This is a genomic window from Hymenobacter sp. PAMC 26628, assembly GCF_001562275.1.
Classification (GTDB): Bacteria; Bacteroidota; Bacteroidia; order Cytophagales; family Hymenobacteraceae; genus Hymenobacter.
Map to the genome: position 1 here is coordinate 2668908 of NZ_CP014304.1, position 17782 is coordinate 2686689.

18 protein-coding genes are annotated in these 17782 nt (G+C 65.1%); 2 read left to right on the forward strand and 16 right to left on the reverse strand.

Features of this window, described 5'->3' with window-relative positions; translation table 11 throughout:
* Nucleotides 1-29: 29 nt before the first annotated feature.
* From AXW84_RS11800 to AXW84_RS11840, 9 genes are all read right to left on the reverse strand, one after another.
* Nucleotides 30-1091, reverse strand: coding sequence for an IS110 family transposase (locus AXW84_RS11800; protein WP_068227612.1), 1062 nt, complete (start codon nt 1089-1091; stop codon nt 30-32).
* A gap of 356 nt (nt 1092-1447) precedes the next feature.
* On the reverse strand, nt 1448-2317 hold the full coding sequence (locus tag AXW84_RS11805; RefSeq protein ID WP_068233166.1) for an NAD(P)H-binding protein: 870 nt from the start codon (nt 2315-2317) through the stop codon (nt 1448-1450).
* Between the two features lie 66 nt (nt 2318-2383).
* Nucleotides 2384-2806: a luciferase domain-containing protein gene (locus AXW84_RS11810; RefSeq protein ID WP_068233169.1), complete on the reverse strand. Its 423-nt coding sequence runs from the start codon at nt 2804-2806 to the stop codon at nt 2384-2386.
* A 17-nt stretch (nt 2807-2823) separates the two neighbouring features.
* Nucleotides 2824-3684, reverse strand: a complete 861-nt coding sequence (locus AXW84_RS11815; RefSeq protein ID WP_236943113.1) for a helix-turn-helix domain-containing protein — start codon at nt 3682-3684, stop codon at nt 2824-2826.
* Nucleotides 3685-4146: 462 nt separating this feature from the next.
* Nucleotides 4147-4926 (reverse strand): nucleotidyl transferase AbiEii/AbiGii toxin family protein, encoded by a 780-nt coding sequence (locus AXW84_RS11820; protein WP_068233174.1) that lies wholly within the window; start codon nt 4924-4926, stop codon nt 4147-4149.
* Nucleotides 4919-5542 (reverse strand): type IV toxin-antitoxin system AbiEi family antitoxin domain-containing protein, encoded by a 624-nt coding sequence (locus AXW84_RS11825; RefSeq protein WP_068233177.1) that lies wholly within the window; start codon nt 5540-5542, stop codon nt 4919-4921. Before AXW84_RS11825 ends, AXW84_RS11820 begins: the two co-directional genes overlap by 8 nt.
* Nucleotides 5543-5735: 193 nt before the next feature.
* A complete protein-coding gene (locus AXW84_RS11830; protein ID WP_071891243.1) occupies nt 5736-6683 on the reverse strand; it encodes a hypothetical protein in 948 nt (315 codons plus the stop codon).
* Between the two features lie 873 nt (nt 6684-7556).
* Nucleotides 7557-7820 carry a hypothetical protein gene (locus AXW84_RS24895; protein ID WP_157886970.1) on the reverse strand — a complete coding sequence of 88 codons (264 nt, stop codon included), beginning with the start codon at nt 7818-7820 and terminating at the stop codon, nt 7557-7559.
* 273 nt (nt 7821-8093) lie between these two features.
* Nucleotides 8094-8447, reverse strand: coding sequence for a hypothetical protein (locus tag AXW84_RS11840; RefSeq protein ID WP_082773853.1), 354 nt, complete (start codon nt 8445-8447; stop codon nt 8094-8096).
* A 138-nt stretch (nt 8448-8585) separates the two neighbouring features.
* Between AXW84_RS11840 and AXW84_RS11845 the strand changes: the two genes are divergently transcribed.
* Nucleotides 8586-8840: a tyrosine-type recombinase/integrase gene (locus AXW84_RS11845; RefSeq protein WP_068233189.1), complete on the forward strand. Its 255-nt coding sequence runs from the start codon at nt 8586-8588 to the stop codon at nt 8838-8840.
* A gap of 185 nt (nt 8841-9025) precedes the next feature.
* On the opposite strand, the gene AXW84_RS11850 is transcribed toward AXW84_RS11845, so the two are convergent.
* The 5 genes from AXW84_RS11850 to AXW84_RS11865 all read right to left on the reverse strand — a co-directional run bounded on the left by AXW84_RS11850 (nt 9026) and on the right by AXW84_RS11865 (nt 12515).
* A complete protein-coding gene (locus AXW84_RS11850) occupies nt 9026-9529 on the reverse strand; it encodes a DUF4112 domain-containing protein (RefSeq protein WP_068233192.1) in 504 nt (167 codons plus the stop codon).
* 80 nt (nt 9530-9609) lie between these two features.
* Nucleotides 9610-10113 (reverse strand): DinB family protein, encoded by a 504-nt coding sequence (locus AXW84_RS11855; protein WP_068233196.1) that lies wholly within the window; start codon nt 10111-10113, stop codon nt 9610-9612.
* A gap of 471 nt (nt 10114-10584) precedes the next feature.
* Nucleotides 10585-11325: an amidohydrolase family protein gene (locus tag AXW84_RS11860; RefSeq protein WP_335339488.1), complete on the reverse strand. Its 741-nt coding sequence runs from the start codon at nt 11323-11325 to the stop codon at nt 10585-10587.
* On the reverse strand, nt 11232-11882 hold the full coding sequence (locus tag AXW84_RS26160; RefSeq protein WP_250636923.1) for an amidohydrolase family protein: 651 nt from the start codon (nt 11880-11882) through the stop codon (nt 11232-11234). Before AXW84_RS26160 ends, AXW84_RS11860 begins: the two co-directional genes overlap by 94 nt.
* A gap of 105 nt (nt 11883-11987) precedes the next feature.
* Nucleotides 11988-12515, reverse strand: coding sequence for a GAF domain-containing protein (locus tag AXW84_RS11865; protein ID WP_068233199.1), 528 nt, complete (start codon nt 12513-12515; stop codon nt 11988-11990).
* 266 nt (nt 12516-12781) lie between these two features.
* On the opposite strand from AXW84_RS11865, the gene AXW84_RS11870 reads away from it, so the two are divergent.
* Complete coding sequence (locus AXW84_RS11870) at nt 12782-13738, forward strand: alpha/beta fold hydrolase (RefSeq protein WP_068233202.1); 957 nt, start codon at nt 12782-12784, stop codon at nt 13736-13738.
* Between the two features lie 487 nt (nt 13739-14225).
* Here the strand turns inward: AXW84_RS11870 and AXW84_RS11875 are convergent, their stop codons facing one another.
* Nucleotides 14226-14558: a Dabb family protein gene (locus AXW84_RS11875; protein WP_068233205.1), complete on the reverse strand. Its 333-nt coding sequence runs from the start codon at nt 14556-14558 to the stop codon at nt 14226-14228.
* Nucleotides 14559-14849: 291 nt separating this feature from the next.
* Nucleotides 14850-17678: a S9 family peptidase gene (locus tag AXW84_RS11880; RefSeq protein WP_068233208.1), complete on the reverse strand. Its 2829-nt coding sequence runs from the start codon at nt 17676-17678 to the stop codon at nt 14850-14852.
* Between the last annotated feature and the right edge of the window lie 104 nt (nt 17679-17782).

The following is a 17782-nucleotide window of genomic DNA, read 5'->3' on the forward strand; positions in this document are numbered from 1 at the left end:
CGGGTTCATCCTGTGTAGCCTCGGCCCGTTTACGTGGCCGGGGCTACTTCTTTTACAGCAGCACGGGCCGGGTGATACTGGGGGTCGTAAGGCCGGTCGTTTTTCCAGAGCGAGTAGCAGAGCAGCAAGAGCTTGCGCATGACGGCAATCACGCCGGGCTTGCCGCTGGGCTGACGGGCCCGCAAGCGGGCGTAGAAGGCTTTTTGCTGGGGATTGTAGCGTAGACTGCTCACGGCCGGCAAGTAGAGGGCCGTGCGCAGGCGCACGTTTCCTCGCCGGGAAATGCGCGTGGCCAGCGCCGAGAGGCCACGCTGTCGCTGGACCACGTCCAGCCCGGCGTAGGAGGCGAGCTGGCGCTCGTTTTCCACCAGGACAAAGCCGTTGGTTTCGGCCACCGCGACGATGGCCGTGGTCAGGCCGATGCCCGGAATGCTGGTCAGGTGGGCCAGCTTGCGGGCCAGTTCCGGCTCGGCTTCGAGCAGTGCGGCCAGGTCCTGGTCCACGGCTTTTAGTTGCTGGACAATGCGTTGTTGTTGAGCCGCCAGGCGTTCCAGGGTGCGGGTGTCGGGTTGGTAGCTGTGCTGGTAGGCGTGGCACCGGGTTTTGAGCCGGCCGCCTTGGTCGCTCAGGCGTTGGCGCTCGCGGGCCAAGGCCCGCAGCTGGCGCAGGGCGGGCGTGGGCGGCTGCCAGGCGGGCAAGGCCCGCTCCAGGCCCAGGCGGCAGAGCAGGCGGGCGTCGAGTTGGTCGGTCTTGCGCTTGAGTTCGGTGCGCTGGGCAAAGTGTTTGACTTTGTTGGGCAGCAGCACGCTCAGGGCCTGCGCGTTATCGGCCAGAAAATAGGCCAGCGCTTCGTAATAGACGCCCGTGGCCTCGACCACGAACCAGCGCGGGGCCGGGGCTACTTGCTGCCGAGCCGACCAGGCCAGCAGGGCCGTGAAGCCGGCCAGCGTGTTGGCAAACGTGGCTTCTTGGCCGAAGCGCAGCTGCTGGCTGGCTTCGATGCGGCCGAAGCAGGCCACGAACGTGTCTTTGGCAATGTCGATGCCCACGACGTACTTGAGCGGGGCGGTGGGGGAAGGAACAGTGGGCATGGGCACGGGGTAAAAAAGGTGGAAAGCAACCAGCCGGTCTGGTTTTCACCGCAACTCTCCTTGTACAAATGCGGGATGCCACCAGCGCCAGGGCCGGGCTCCCTCCATACTGTTCAGTCTTCAGGCAAAAACGGGAAACGGGGCACAAACTCTCACTCGCAACGTCGACGCCAAAGCGCCGCATTTAGGGATAGGCGGTGACCCCGTTTCCTTTTCCGGCTCCCCTCAAGATAGGGCAGTACAATCATACAAGGGGTAGGGTGAAAATGAAACGAGCGGGCCGGGTGGTCCGCTCGTTTCGGTTTGAACGAAAGGCTAGGCTGCCTTTTCCTACACAGGCCTGCCCACGTACTGCTTTAGGCTTCCGTTGGCTTCAGGGCGCGGGCCAGGACGTCGCGCATCGTTTGCGGGCGCCGGCCCAACAGCGTTTCCAGGGTGGGGTCCACGGCCGCGAAGTCGCCGCGCCGCGAAGCCCGAAACGAGCCCAGCAGCAGCTCGGCCACCGGCGCGGGCACGCCGTGCGCCACCTGGGCCCGCAGCCATTCGTCGTCCGTAATGGTTTCGTGCCTGACCTCGCGCCCCGTCACTTCCGAAGCCAGCGCCGCCAGGTCAGCCATCGTCACGGCTTCGGCGGCGGTGAGCGGCGGGGTGAGGCCTTCGAAGCGGCCGGGCTGGGTTAAGAGCCGCGCGTCGGCTTCGGCCAGGTCGGCGCGGGTGGTCCAGCTCACGGGGCCGTCTTCGGGGGTACGCAGCAGGCCTTCCCGCAGGCCCCGCCCCACCATGTGCAGCGCGCTCTCAGCGTAGAAGCCGTGGCGCAGCGCGGTGTAGGCCACGCCCTGCGCGGCCAGCAGGGCCTCGCTCGCGGCGTGGTTGAGGGCCGGCTCAAAAAACGAGTCGGGCCGCGCGCCCATGTGGCTGGTGTAGAGAATGCGGCGGGCCCCGGCGGCGCGGGCGGCCCCGATGGCGGCCTGGTGCAGCCGCCGGGCCTCTTCCCCGAGCTTATTGGCGGAGACAATCAAGACCTGGTCGGCCCCCGCGAAGGCCGTGCGCAACGTGTCGGGCCGGGCAAAATCCCCCGCCCGCACCGCCACGCCCCGCGCGGCCAGGGCCGAGGCTTGGCCGGGGTCGCGCACGCTGGCAACTACCTGGTCGGGTGGTACGGTGCGCAAGAGGTGGTCAATGATGGCGGCCCCTAACTGGCCGTTGGCTCCGGTAATGACAAGCATAAGGTGGGAAAGTTGGTGGCGTTGAGAAAAATGGGCGAAGGGCACCATTGGCAGGGCCCTCCGCAGCTACCGCCGGCGGCCGGCTTGCAGTTGCGCGGTCAGCGCCTCCAGGGGCACGCCCCGTAGGCGGTCGTAGTTCAACTGGAACAGCCAAGTGGCGTGCGCAGCGTCGGCGTCGGTGCGAATCCGGAACGAAACCCAATCGCCGCGTTGCGCGCCGTAGGGCAGCGGGCTGGCCAGGCCCTGCTGCACCAGCGGGACGCCGAGCGCGCGGGTGGCGGCCAAGTGCACTTCCCCGTTCAAGTGGATGTGGCCCAGCTCGGCTTCCCCGACGTAAAAATCGGCGCCGTCGACGCGGGCGCGGTCGAACAAATCCCAATGGGTGGCGGCGATGACGGCCGGCCAGGACCGCACGGCCGCGGCGGTTTGCTGGCCCGGACCGGTGAGCACGGGCGGGGGTTGGATGGGGCCTTTTTCTTCGAGTTTCATGCGCAGGGGACGGGGCGTTAATTGAAGGCGTTGCGAAAGGCACCAGGGGAAAGGGCCGTTTTGGTTTTGAACAGCTTGCTGAACGACTGCGAATGCTCGAAGCCCAGGGCGTAGGCGATTTCGCTGACCGACAGCTCCGTGGTGGACAGCTGCTGCTTGGCCTGTTCGATAAGCTTGGCCTGGACGTGCTGCTGGGTGCTTTGGCCCGTGAGGGTTTTGAGCAGCACGCTCAGGTAATTGGGCGACACGTGCAGCCGGTCGGCGATGTACTGGACGGTGGGCGGGCCTTGCCGGGCCAGCGCTTCGCTGGCGAAGTAGGTCGTCAACAGGTCTTCCAGCCGTTCGAGCAGCCGGTGGTGGGCGATGCGGCGGGTGAGGAACTGCCGCTGGTAGAAGCGCTCGGAATAGGTGAGCAGCAGCTCCAGCTGGGCCAGGATCACGCGCTGGCTGAAGGCGTCCAGGTTGGCGTGGTACTCCTGGGCGATGTGCTGCATGATGCCGGTCATCTGGCGCTCTTCTTTTTCCGAGAGGTGCAGCGCCTCGTGGACGGCGTAGCTGAAAAACGGGTACTGCCGGATGCTTTTGGCCAGCGGCGCATGCCACAGGAAATCGGGGTGAATCATCAGCAGCCAACCCGCGTGGCGCAGGGGGGCCTCCGTTTCGTAGCTCAACACCTGGCCGGGGGCCATGAACACCATCACCCCTTCGTCGAAATCGTAGGCCTGCTGGCCGTAGCGGAGCTTGCCAGTGAAGTTTCGCTTCAGGGCGATGGAATAAAAGTTGTTGCGCAGCGCGGTGGGCGCGGCCTTCGCCGGGTACTGGATTTCTTCGAACGGGACGAGGCTGATGAGCGGGTGCGCCGGTTTGGGGAGCCCCATCAGCTGGTGAAAGGCGGAGAGAGTGTCGACGGGGTGGGGTTGCGCTGTTTTCATGGGCACCGACGACTTGTGAAACGGAAGAACCCCAACGGGAGGCGTTGTGCCTTTGCCTGCCCCATCAGGGCAGTCAACCGGTGGCTGTCCTTTTTGATTGCTGCGCAAAGGTCGGCCGGCCGTTGCCGGCACCTGTAGCCAAATCTTTGCTTGTTGTAGCCATTTCTTGGGGCCGCCCTTATTGGGGCGGGCGTCAGCGGCAAACCAGGGAACGCAGCCGGGCCGATGCGCGCGAGTGAGGTTATGAGATTATCTGCTGAAGGCGGCTGACGCGCGGGCGCACTAGCCCCGGAGGGGCCCCGGTGGCTGGCCGGGCTTTAAGGACCGGCCGCATTTTGAGGTGTCGGGTGGAAATGGAACGAGCGGGCCCGCTGGTCCGCTCGTTCCATTTTTTGCGGGTAGCAAGCTTCAGCTTAATACTTGCTGAATGTACTGGGGGAAGAGGGTGACCAGGCGGTCTTCGCGGGGGTTGAAGAGGAAGGGACGCACGTCGGCGGCCATGGCGGCCATGTCGAGGGTTTGGCAGTGGGCGAGCAGCTGGGCCTTGAGGTCGGCGGGGGCTTCGATGCCGCGCTTCTGGGCGAGATAGGCGTAGTTGGGGGTGATTTGGCGGCCGAGCAGGAAGGCGGCGTCGTAAAAGTCACGGCCCTTGTTGCGGACGCGGTTGAGGATGGCGTAGCACTTCTGGGCCAGGAGCAGGTCGGGGGGCGTGGTCTGGATTTGGGTGAAGACGTCGAAGCGATTGAGCAGGTAGGGCACTGGGGCGAAGGCGAAGTGCTGGGGCTCGGTGTCGAGCTGGATGAGAATCTTCTCTTCGCGGTAGCCGCTGAGGCCTTCGTTGAACAGCAGCTCGGGAAAGCGGACGTGGCAGTGATAGGCGTCTTTGAGCACCAGCCGCATTTCAACCTCGTAGCCTTCCAGCTCCAGGCCGCGGACGACCACGGCGGCCAGCTCGCCGAACTCGGCGGCCGTGACGCCGGTGTTGTCGAAGTCGAGGTCTTCGGAGAAGCGCTGGTTGCCGTGGACGATGCGCAGGCAGGTGCCGCCGAGGAAGACGAAGCGGTCGGCCAGGGGGCCGTCATAGATGAGCTGAAGCAGCTTGTGCTGGAGGTATTCGCGCAGGATGAAGCGGCTGAAGGGCCGGAGGGCGGCCGGGTACTGGGCCTGAATTTGGGCGAGGCTAAGCATAGGCCGGGAGCAGGGAAAGCAGCGCCGCGACGCGCCGGTTGAGGCGCGGGTGAGCGAAAAGGGTCTGGTAGGCGGCGAGGCGGGCGGGGTTGAGCCGGGCGTGCAGCACGGCGGGGTTGAGGCGCAGGGCGGCAAAGTCGGCAGCAGTGCGCAGCTCGGGGTGCAGGTAGCAGTAGTCGAGCAGGGCCTTCTCGAGGTCGGCCATGAGCACGGGGCGGTTGCCGGCGGGGCGCAGCACCTCGTAGCCGAAGTAGAGGCGCGGCAGCAGGTGCTGGTAGCGGAAGGTGCCCAGGGGGGTGTGGTACTCCTGGGTTTTGCGCGGGCTCACGGAGGTGAGCGTATACACGCCTTCGGGGATGAGGCCGTGGTAGGACAGGGCGGTTTCGAGGGAGAGGTAGGCGGGCGCGTAGATGCGGTTGGCGGTGAACCAGAGCAGGGCTTCGTCGAGGGGCGTTTCGGTGAAGCGGTACCAGCGGTTGACGACGCGCTGGAGGTAGCCGCGGGCCTGCCACTCGACCAGCCGGCGCTTGTCGAAATCGGGGAAGGCCAGGCGCAGCTCGTGGCTGGAAACCAGGCCCTGGGCGGCGAAGCGGGAACGGAGGGCGAGGTAGTTCATTTCTAAAAGTTGTTAAAAATAACATCTTTTAGAAACAAAACGCGTGGAAAGAAGCCTCAACACGCCATCACGCGAAGAATGCTTCGTAAACTCCAGCCGAGCAGTAGCCTCGCGTTCAGGCGCCGCGGTTCAGGCAAACGAGCTTTTAAATGTGAGCCGAGATGCGGTGGGAATCAGACAGGGGCCATCCCCATCATCTTTCGTCGGCGAAGCCCGTGGGCGCGCCTCCCCGCGGGGGGACACGGGCGGCGGTGGGCCCGAGGTGGCGCTCGAACCGGTCGTGGACCACGCGGATGACCAGGCCGAACACCACCGCCGCCACGACCAACGCCGGGTTGAGGAACCCGCCCACGGAAAACGACAGCCGGATCAGGATGGTGGAAATGACGAAGCCCGAGTTGCGGACGACGGCGTGGAACGCGTCGGTGTGAAAAAACGAGAGCAGCAGCAGCAGGACGTCGGCGACGATGAGCACGGCGAAAAACTGCTCAAAGAAGACGTTGTTAATGTCCTGGAACGAGGCGTGCGCGGCCGCGGCGGGGCGCAGCGCGCCGGCCAGCCAGTGGGCAAACGAGTAGCCGGCCAGGGCCAGCAGCACGGGCACGAGCGCCGTGGCCAGCGCTTTTTTGACGGCCACGAACCGCGCCACCCCCGCGGGGCGCACGCGGGGCGCGGGGCGTCGGGGCCGGTCTTGCCGGTAAAACACGTAGATCAGGAAAAATAAGAGGGCGGACGCCGCCAAGTCGTAGGTGAACTGCCGGTCGTGCGCGCTGGCGAACCAGTCGGCCGTCAGCGAGAGGCCGGCCAGGTCTTTAAACGAGCGGCGGATCAGGATCAGGGTAATGATTTCGTACTGCTTGCCCACGTAGGTGCTGAGCGACCGGGGCAGGTAGTACACCAGCAAGTACACTTCGTACACCAAGATGAACGAAAAGGGCGTGTAAATGGCGGCGATGGGGTTGCGGAGCAGCTCCGCGGGCGCGGGCACCACCAGCAGGCCCGCCTCCACCGCGCCGATGAGGGCCAGGTGGACGAGAAAGCCGGCGATGGCGACCCCTAACACGGCGCGTTCGGCGCGTTTTTTGGTTTCTTTCGACAGCAGGCCGCGGTGCAGTGCCGCGAATTTTCGGGGGAGGGCCATGGGTGCGCAGGGGAGGGAACGACGGACGGGCGACGAAAACAGCTACCCGGCCCCTGGACGGCCCCGGTCAAGCGTGCATTGGGCGCCGCCAATCCGTTGGCCCACAGCGCCTACGCAACCGGGACGCCGCCCAAAAGGTTGGGCCCGGCAAACCCTGCAGCGCGCCCCAAAAAAAACGGATCGTTAGCGGCGCCGCGGGCCGAGCGAAGGCGCATCCGTGTGGGGCTCGCCGCGCGGCGGACAGCAAGCAACCCCGTAGAATTCACCGGGGCCGCATCGTTCAAGAAAACGGTCCCAAGGTAGACGAGGCGTTCAGGAGAAAGAACGTTCAAGTAGGGAAAAACCTACAGGGTGGCCGGGTGGTAAAGACATTGCGGGGGTATTGTATTGAGTAGACTTGTTCCTAAATAGCTTCTTTTCGTTTTTTGAGATGCCAATTCCAGATTCCACAAGCTAGGGCGAGGAGCCGGTCGTTAAATGCAGCGGACTTATTGCGGCCGGTTTGGGCCACGCAGCCCAGGCGTTTGGCCCCGCCGATGGCGTGTTCGCCCGTGGCACGGCGGCGGGCGTGGGCCGCATTTTCGGTTCGTTGGGCATCGGTCAGGGCCGCGTCGGGGCGTTTTTTTGCGGTGCCGGGGCTTGCGCTGCGGCAGGCTTTGGGGCGGCAGGCTTTGGGGCGGCAGGCTTTGGGGCGGCAGGCCGTAGTCGGTGACCAGGCCCAGGTAGCCCCAATCGGCCGGCAAGGCGAAGGGGTCGCGTAAGCCCCGGTTGGCCGCGAACTCGTTTTTAAGCAGTTGGTCGTCGTGCGTGGATCCGCAGGTGGTGGGTCCCAGGTAGTGAACACACCGGGCGGGGGCGGCGACAAGCGCCTTTTTACGGGGCAGTCTTTTTTTTGCCCGAGTAGCCGGCCGCCCGGTCCACGACGGCGCGCGGCCGGTGTGGGGGGCGCTCGGGGGCATCGAGCAGCGGCACGGGCACCTCGGCAAAGACCGCTTGCACCTGGGCCTGGGCCAGCGAGTCAATGGCGCGGGCCGGCAGCACGCCTTGCGTGCGCAGGGCACGTTCCAGGGCCTTGGCTAAGCGGAGCGCGTGTTCGCAAGCTTTGGAGCGTGGCAGGCCAAACGTAGCGGCCAGCACGTCAAAGGCGGGATACGTTTTGAGGCAGTAGAGGACAAATAATAGTTTTTGCTCCGACCTGACTAGCACGCCTTTACGCCCACCGCCGGCTTTCCGCTTGCGGGGCCGCTGGTCAGTAAAGCGCGCCGCGGCTTCTTGTTGACAGCCGACCGCAAACGGCTCAGCCAGCGCACAAAACGCGGCCCTGTCCAACCCGGTTAAGGCCCGCATTTGCCGGTCATCGGCTATCGTATTCACGGCAAGCATTCCCAAAAATACTATTTGGGAACAAGTCTAGTAGCTAATTAGTAGCCAATTGATTAGTGCCGCCAGCCACAGCATGTTGCCCATAAAGTGATTGTTGGCCAGCTGCACAAACTGGCTGCCCAGCAGCGCCGTGGCCGGCACCAAAGCCAGAAAGGTTGGGCCCTCTTTGTGCGAGGTCAGGGCCACCCAGAATTCCTTGGGGAAAAGCACCAGCCGCAACACCAACAGCGTCAGCAGCACTGGGTAGGCCACCAGATTGACGTAGAAAAGGCCAGTGGCCAGCCCGGCCAGCTGCTGGGCCTGCGCTGCCAGCGAAATAATACCCGTCGACATCACCAGAGCAAAATACACGGGTGGAAATTGCTGAACCGTACGCTTCATAGCGAGAGCACCAAGACCAGGAGAAGGAGGGTTTGCCAGCTATACGTGAGCGGCCGCGTACCGGTGTTGGCGGCTAGGGGGCTAATTAAAAGCGAATGGACGCGGGCGTAACTGCTGCCGTCCACGTCGAATTAGGCGATGAACCGCAACCTAAAGCGCATTGCGCAGCTGGCAGGGTTGCGGTACTTGGTGGAAGTAGCCACCGCCGCGGAAGGCAAGGTGGTGAAGCGGCCACTGCTCAAGCATGCGCTGGGGAGGATGCACACGATGCGGCACTCGTTCGCGGTGCTCTCGCTGATGCGCGGGCTGCCGGTGGCCATGCCAATGAAGGTGTTGGGACACGCCAAGATTCAAACCATGATGCTCTACGCCGAGGTGGTGGAAGACTTTTAGCCCCACGAAATGCGCCGGATTTGGGAGTTTGGGGGGCGGCCATGCCGGGCGGGGCCCCGGACGCCGCTAACCCGGTTTGCGTAATTGAAGCGGCGGCGTAAGCGCGGCGGGCGCAGCAAGTGAAAAGCCTGGCGATGGTTGGCACCGTACCGGGCTTTTTTGCGGGCGGCCGCGCATGCTAGGGGCTAGGTGCTTAGGATGGGGTGGGCGCTAAAGTAGTGCCACACCCACCCAATCAGCACCACGCTGCCCCAAGCCACTAGGCCCGCGACGGCCAGAAAGGCCAGCAGCAGCAAGGCTACTAGGCCTTTGCCGCTGCCCGCGTGCCGGCCCTCGGCGTAGTGGCGGCGCAGCAGGGCCACGTTGCGCTCGTTGCTTTTGTAGGCGAAGTCGAACACGTTGCCGAGAATGGGAACGGCCCCGACGACGGTATCGATTAAAATATTGAGGGCCATGCGCACGACGACGGCACCACTGGCCCCGTGGCGCAGCATAGTCAGCAGCAAGGCGACCGAGACGGCGGTAGTGGAGAGGTCGCCCACGATGGGAATGAGGCCCAGCAGTGGATCGAGGCCAAAGCGGAAACGGGTGCCGGGCAGCCGAAACTGGCTGTCCATGAGGCGGGCGACGCGCTCGACCCAGCGCAGGCGTTCGTCAACGTCGAAGGGGGCGGGCACGGCAGGGGGCATCGGCAAAGGCTTTGGCGGGGAGCAATAATGAGGAGCTATCCGCCCCGGGGGCCCGGAAGGACACAGAAGGGGCCCCACCCCTAGCCAGCCGGGGCCCCCAGCAGCCGGCGCAACAGCACGATTTGGCCCACGTGGTAGGCCGTGTGGTCGGCGATGAGCAGGGCTTCGCGCAGCAGCGTTTGGCCGTCGCCGTGGGCCAGGGGCGCGTACAAGTCGCGGGCGGGGTCGTGGAGCAAGGCCTCGAACGCGGCGCGGTAGCGGGCGATTTGGGCCAGGGCCCCGTCCCAGGCGGCGTCGGTGGCGGGGGCAGCGTCCAGGGTCCAGTAGCCGGCGGGCCAGGGCGGCGACTGGTGGGCCGCGTCGCGGGAGAACTCGAGGATGTCCCACTGCGCGGTGCGGATGTGGTCGACCAGCTGCCAGATGCTGTAGGGCACGTGCGCGGGCTGCACGCCCCGCAGCGCGGCGGGCAAGCCTTCAACGGCGGCGTCGAAGGAAAGGTGAGCCTGGCGGCCCTCCAAAAGCTCCAACAGGTGGGCACGAACGGCCGTGGTGGCCGCGGCGAGGGATGAGGTGGAATCCGTCATGGGAATCAGCAGAGAGCGAATTGCGGCAAACCCAACCGTTGTACTTACTAGACTTGTTCTTAAATTAAAGAAAAGCAGAATCTCATGCTTTGCTGCGCGCTGCATGACGTTCTGCGCCAGTAATCAGGATTGGTTACGTGGAAAAGATACTTCGCTGCGCGCCGCATGACGTTCTTTTTGTGCGGTTTTTATTCAGGAACAACTCTACTGCTTACTTCGCCGCTACTGGTTGATGCTAGCAGCGCCGGTCAGTGGCTGTGCGAAGGAGCGGCAGCGTAGAACAAGGGTAACTCTAGCCTGCCTTTTACCGGGGGCTAATCCGCTGGGTTGGCCCCGGCTGCCGGCCGGTTTCAATTGGTGCCAAATTGGCTGTCAACACCTCTGTTGGCAGCTCTTTTAAATTTTCTCTGGCGGCCGGATACTGGTCTTCCGCAGTTCTTTTCGCTCGGGCCCGCGGGCCTTCGTCCGGGTTCAGCGCAGGCCGGGGGCCGCGTTTTGGGTCTTGTCGACTCCGACTTTGCCGGCTTTCATCACCCATTTCACGTGGTCTATCACCGCGCTGATGTCGCGGAGCGGGTCGCCTTCTACGGCCACCAGGTCGGCCAGGTAGCCGGGGGCAATGGCGCCCAGGTTTTTTTCCTGGCCCAGCATCTCGGCCCCGGTGGTGGTGGCGGTTTGCAGGGCCTGCGCGGGCGTCATGCCGGCCTTGACAAACCAGGCCAGCTCACGCGTATTCTCCCCGAAGCCCGTGAAGACGGCATCGGAGCCCATGGCGATTTTTACCCGGGCCTTGACGGCGCGCTTCAGGGTTGCGAAGTTCTGCGCCACGTAGCCGTTCAGCGCCCGGACCACGGTGGTATCGTAGCCAAATTCGGCCCGGTGGGCAATGTAGTACTTGTTGTGCTCGACGGTGGGCACGTAGATGATGCCCTTTTTGGCCATGGTGGCCAGGGTCGCGTCGTCGATGTCGATGGCGTGCTCCACGGTGTTGGTGCCGGCCCGCACCGCGTCGCGGGCCCCGTCGGGGCCGTAGGAGTGGATGGCAATGCGTTTGCCGGCAAAATGGGCCACGTCGGCGGCGGCCTGCATCTCCGCGTAGGTGAACGTCTGGAAGCCGGTCACGTCCTTGTCGCTGCCGGTGGAGCCGTACATCTTGATCCAGTCGGCCCCAGCGGCGATTTGCTGGCGGGCCACGCGTTGCACGGCCTCCACGCCGTCGCACTGCCCGGCATCGGGCACAGCCTCACCTTATAGGGCGAGCTGCTGATGTGCAGGCCGTTGCCGGCCACAAACATGCGGGGGCCCACGACGGCGCCCCGGTTGATGAGCTCGCGCAGGGCGAAGTCTATGTTGTCGAACGAGCCCAGGTCGCGCACGGTGGTCACGCCCGTTTCCAGGGCCTTGCGGGCGTTTTCCTGGGCCAGGAACACCGTCACGGCCGGCCCCAGGGTACCCAGCTGCGCCCAGGGGGTGGTGCCCGGGGCCCGGTCCCAGTAGAAGCTCATGTGCGTGTGCGCGTCGATGAGGCCGGGGATGGCCGTGTACGCCCGCAAGTCGATGGCTTCGGCATCGGCGGGAATGGCCACGTCCTTGGCCGCGCCGACGGCCACGATGCGGTCGGCGCGGACGAGCACGACGGCGTCGGTGAACACGTGGCCCCGGCCGTCCACGACTTTGCCAAAGCGCAGGGCCTTGACTTGCGCGTGCGAATCCAGGGGTGGCCCCACCGAAAAAAGAGCCAGGAGCAGCAAAAAGTAGCTTTTACGCATGAGCAGGAATAGGGCGACGGGGATTAGCACCGGAGCCGCGGCAATATGGCACCAAATGCGCCCAGGGTCCGCAGCGCCGCCGTTTAGCCCCCCCGCCGAGGGCCCTCAAATCTTCCCGAGCCCGCGCATGTAGGCCTGCACTACGGGTAGGAAAAGCGGCACGGCGGCGTCGAGGTAGTCGCGGTCGGCGGCGGTCCAGTGGCGCGGGTGGCCAAACACGCAGGGCTGCAAGATGCCCCAGAGCTGGCCGTGGTCGGTAATGTGGGCGTGCACCAGGGCCCGGTGGCCGAAAGTGGTGCGTTCAAATTCCTGGTTGAGTACCTCGGGGCCCGCCGCGTGCACATCGTCGACGAACACGGAGGGCCGGGCGGCCAGCGCGGCGCGGAACAAGGGGTCCTGCTTGGGCAAGTCGCCGGCGTCGTCCTGCCAGTCGTGGCGCGGGTCGGGTACGGCCTCGTCGAGCCGCCAGACGAAGGCAATGCGACCGCGGCCCTGAGCCGGGTCGCGCACGTAAAGAAAGCAGCGGTCGGCGCGCAAATGGGGGCCCACCAGGTCGAGGGCGTGTTGCAGCGCCTCGGCGGGCGGGGTAGCGGCCAGGACGGCGGCGAGTTCGGCAAGGGGAGAGCTGGGCATGGGAAAGGACTAGAACGGCTGCAAGGTGGTACGTGCGCCGGCGACGCAAGGCCGAGATTGCGGCTGCGCCGAGGCGCCGCCAGCTTGCCCACCGGTGCCTTTTAGGCAGCCGCGCTGCGGCCCGCTGCCGTGGCTTTTGGGGCCCGCCCATGCCCTTTCTGGAGCCGCCTGCCTACCTTGCCCCGACGAGCCTGCACCTGGCTGGCGTGCTGGCGCGAACCTTTCTCCCCTGCACATCTTTCCCCCAAACTCTCCCCGCGTAGCCCATGAAGTTGTTTCGAACGAGCTGGCGCGCCGGCTACTGGGCGGCGGTGCGCGCCCTGCTGCTGGCCGGGCCCGCGCTGGCCGCCGGGCAGGCCCTCCCCCACCAGGCGGGCAAAATTTCCACGGCGCCGGTGGCGCTGGCCTACGAGATTTTCGGGGCCAATACCACGGCGCTGCCGCTGCTGGTCGTGAACGGCGGGCCCGGCCTGTCGCATGCCTACCTGCTGCCCACAGACGTGTGGCGGCAACTGGCGCAGAAGCGCCGGGTGATTTTTTACGACCAGCGGGGCACGGGCGCGTCGAAGCCCGTGCAGGCGGGCGCGCCCCAGACCCTGGCGGCGCAGGTCGCCGACCTGGAGGCCCTGCGCCAGGGACTGAACCTGCCGCAAGTGCTGCTGCTGGGCGATTCCTACGGGGGGCTGCTCAGCATTGCCTACGCCAGCGCCTACCCCCAGCACGTGGCCAAGCTCATCCTCTCGGACGCGGCGGGCAGCAACCTCAACACCCTCGTGCACCTGTTCGACGAGGTGTTTCCGGAGACGATGGCCGCCGAGAAGCAGCAAAAGCAGCCGCCGGTCGTGACCCAGGCGGCGGCCGAGGCCAGCATGCGCACCCACTTCAACCTGCTCTTCTATTCGGCGGCGCAGCGCGACCGGTACTTCAAGAAGCTGGGCCCCATCCACAACGTGGGCCTGGAACCGGCGGTAGGGCAAGCCGTGGGAGACGATGCCGGCAAGGCCGATTTCACGCCGAAGCTGGCCGGCTTCGCGTTTCCCACGCTGGTGCTCACCGGGCGCTACGACATGAACGTGGCGCCCCTTACCGCTTGGCGCCTGCAACAGGCGATTCCGGGGGCCAAGATTGTGTTTTTTGAGCAGAGCGGGCACTTCCCCTGGTTCGAGGAGCCCGCCAAGTACCGCACGGTAGTGGAGCAGTTTCTGGACAGCACACCCCAATAAAAAGACAGCAGAAAAAAGGCAGCCGACCGGACGTTTATCCCCGGGAGGCTGCCTTTTTTTAGGGCCCCGGTTATCGTAGTTCACGGCCAGCTGACGCTGCAAATGGATGTGGGTTGTCGTGCTAAATGCGGCCCAAGCAGTACCGTTTCTAGCCGCTCCCGAAGCAGTACCTGCCGGGCATTGTGGAACTGTAAAATAGCAGATTTTGCATCGGCTATTTTAGTATCTTCCTGCTCCGCAGCTACATAATCGGGCATTCCGTGCGCCAGTGCAACCCCCTGCCGGGTCGAGGCCTGGAGGCACTCCGGCATTTCGCTTTTTGCTAATAGGGCCCTGAGGCGTACGCCTTGTGGAACCCAAACGGCCTGTCGGTTGGTGAATAGCGAATAAGCACCCGCAAGGTTGAAAAAGGCTCTTTTTTTTAACCTTGCGGGTGCCGCAAAAGCGGCACCCGGCCAGCTTCCCATGCGGCGGGGAAATGCCGGTTTCAGGACGTTGGCCCCACCGCGTCGTAGATCACGACCTTCTCCCAATAGCGCGCGTACCGGCTCCGAAAGTCGTCGTGTAGCGGGTGCTGCTGGTAGTGGAGCTCATCGGCGGCGCTGGCGAAGAGACACAGCCACGAGTAAGTGTACGTGCGGTCAATGACGGTCCGGTCGGTGGCGGCGGGCGTGCCGATGTGCGCCAGCTGGATCCCGGGGATGCGCTGGAGCTGCTGCAACCCTTCCAGGAGTTGCGCGCGGTCAGCGGCGCTGGCCGCGGCGTGGGTGTAGAACAAGACGTGGTGCACGAAGACTTCGGAGGGGGCGGGCGTGGTCATGGGGCGGAGAAGGCGGAGGAATAAGTACGGGCCCGGCGGCGCGCAAGGCCCCCGGCGGGGCAATGTACGGTGGCAGCGGGCGGCGGTGGGCACCCTTTTCTGCCAAGCCCTGCGGCCATTACCGGCCGAACATAGAGCAGCACTAGCCCTTCGCGCCGCGCACCGCCCGGCTGCGGCAAGCGCAGGCAGCCCAACGCGGTAGCTGCCCCGGCGCTGCCGAACTTCACCAAAAAAAAGCCCCGCGCTGGAAGGCGCAGGGCTAGGTAGCCGGGGAGGTAAGGCGTAAGGGCGCTACTTAGTCGCGGCTTCCAGTCCCCAATTGCGGCCTTTCTCAACGGCGGGCACGCCGCGCTCCAGCCACACGGGGGCGGGGGCCCCTTTGAGGTAGTGGTCGAAGAATTGCAGCTCGCGCACGGAAATATCCTTGCGGTTTTCGCGCTTGACCAAGTTGTGGGCCTCGCCGTTGTATTGCAGCAGCCACACGGGCTTGCCCAGGCGGCGCAGGTCCGTAAACATTTCGATGCCCTGGTACCACGGCACGGCCCCGTCGGCGTCGTTCGACATGATGACGACCGGCGTTTGCACCTTGGGCAGGGCAAACAGGGGCGAGTTGCGGAGGTAGAGCTCCGGCTTTTCCCAGAGCGTGCCGCCGATGCGGCTCTGGGTGTGCTCGTACTGGAACTGGCGGCTCTGGCCCGATTCCCAGCGGATGCCGCCGTAGGCCGAGGTCATGTTCACGACCGGGGCCCCGGCCCAGGCGGCGGCGTACATGGTGGTTTGGGTGATGAGGTAGGCCACCTGGTAGCCGCCCCAGCTCTGGCCCTGGAGGCCGATGTGGGCCCCGTCGACCCAGCTGTTTTTCTTGAGGGCCTCCACGCCCGAGTTCACGAACTCGACGGCCGAGGGCCCCGGCTCGCCGATGGTGTAGCTGATGTCGGGCGTGAAAACAAGGTAGCCGTTGCTGGCAAACAGGGCAATGTCGAGCCGCGAGGGCGTGGGCGCCGGCGCGGTGTACTTGTACAGGCCGTCCGAGAGCTTTTCGTAGAAGTACACCACCATGGGGTACTGCTTGGCGGGGTCGAAGTTCTCGGGCTTGTAGAGCACGCCGGTGGCGGCGTAGCCCTTGGGCGTGGTCCAGTGCGTGAGCTCGGCCGTGAACCAGTTGTAGTCCTTCTGCTGGGCGTTGATGCTGCTCAGCTTGGTTTCCTTTTGGAAGTCGCGGCTGGCGTAGAGGTCGGCCGGCTGGGCCACGTTGGCCTTGGTGTAAATGTACACGGCGGCGTTTTTGGCCTGCACCAGCGGCGCGTAGCCGTAGGGCCCCAGGGCCAGGCGCACCGGGGCCCCGATGCCGGCCAGGTTCTTTTTATAGTAGCCCCACTGCTTGGTGGTTTCGTCCTGCACCAGCAGCATCAGCTCGTCCTTGGGCCCCACAAATTTCTGCTTTTCCACCGCCATGCGGTAGCGGAAAATGAGCTTACCGCGCCGCCCCAGGCCGCCCGTGAAATTGGTGGCCGCGCCGGTTTGGGGGTCGATTTTCCAGAGGTCGTAGCGGTCGTGCACCAGCAGGGCGGCGTCGTCTTTGGCCCAGGCCGCGATGCCGTAGGGCTGGGGGTCATCGGGCGAGTCGTTCTCCTCGTCGGCCATGGCCACGCCGGTGGTGGCGGTCAGGTTGGTGGTTTTGCGGGTGGCCACGGCAAACGAGAACCAGTTTTTGCTGGCGTAGTCGTACCACACCACGTAGCGGCCCAGCGGCGAGAGCTGGAACCGGCTCTTGGCCGCCTTGGGGTTGATGCCCACCCGCTCGCCGGTGCGCGTCGAAACCAGGTAGGCCTGCTTGAGCGTGGTGCCCTCCCACTGCATCGACACGCGCTTGGCGGTGTCGGTCACGGCCAGCACGTACTCGGCGTTGTTCTTTTCGGCCGTGAACGAGTCGCGCAGGTACTCGTCCTCCAGCTGCACAAACTTGTTGCCCTGCCGCGGGTAGGCCACGGCCAAGTAGTTGCGCTGCAAGTCTTTCTTGAGCGTTTTCAGCTGCATGGGCTGCAAGTAGTCGTCCTTGTAGTTCCACACGTCGAGCTTGGCCGTTTCAAAGTCCACCAGCGTCGTGTCCTGCGGAATGGGGTCGGGCGCGGTGCCGAAAAACAGCTTCTCGCCGTTGTCGCTGAACAGCACCTTGCCGAAGCCGCTCGGCGACCAGCCCGTTTTCAGGCCCGCGCTGCCGGGGGCCAGCACCAGCCGGGCGCTGTCGCCGGTGAAGTCGGAATAGTACAAGCTGAAGGGCTTGACCAGGGCTTTTTCGGGGTGCTTTTCGGCCGTGAAGGCCAGCTGCTGGCCCGCCTCGTCGAAGGCCAGGTTTTTGTACACGCCCTTGCCCGCGCTCAGCCGGCGCACGCGGTCGGCGACCAGGTCGTACACGAACAGGCCCGACTGGATGGCCGGGTCCTGGTTGCCCTTGGGCGCGGCCACGGCAAACGCCACCTTGTTGCCCGGCTTGCTCACCTGGTAATCGGTCACGGCCGCGAAGGTGCGGCGGCGGCCCGTCAGCAGGTTCAGCACCGTCAGCTGGGCGCCTTCCTTGTTGGTTTGCAGCAGCCGGTCGGTGATTTTTTTAACGGTATCGGCCGGCGCTTTTTTCAGCGAGTCCTTTACCGCCGGCTTGCTGGCCAAAAAGGCCAGCACCGACGCCTCCTCGGCCAGCCGAAACGACTTCACGTCGGCGTACTTCGTGAGCTGGCCCGTGCCCAGGGCAAATACGCCCAGCGAGTCCTTGGGCATTTGGTCGGGCTTTTTCTTCTTGATTTTGGCCTGCCGCACGTCCTGGTAGCGCGGCTTGATGGCGAACACCGCGAACTTGGCGTCGGCCGTGAACAGGGCCGAATCGCCGCGGCTCACCTGGCGCAGGGCCCGGCCGGCGGCCGTTTTCAGGTACAGCGTGCCGTCGCCCTGCTGGGGCTTCACCTCGAAGAGCACGTACTTGCCGTTGTTGCTAATGCGCGGATGGGCCACGCTTTGCCACTGGTCGTACACGGTGTGGTCGAGCGGCTTTTTGGGCGTAGGCTGCGCGTGCAGGGCCCCGGGGCCAGCCAGGCAAACGAGCACAAGGAGAAGGGGTTTAAGCATGCGGGCGGAGAGTTATTAGTTGCTCGTTGTTAGGTGTTAGTTGCTGCTGCGCCAAAAAGGCCGTCATGCAGCGCGCAGCGAAGCATCTTTCCCGCGCCAGTAAT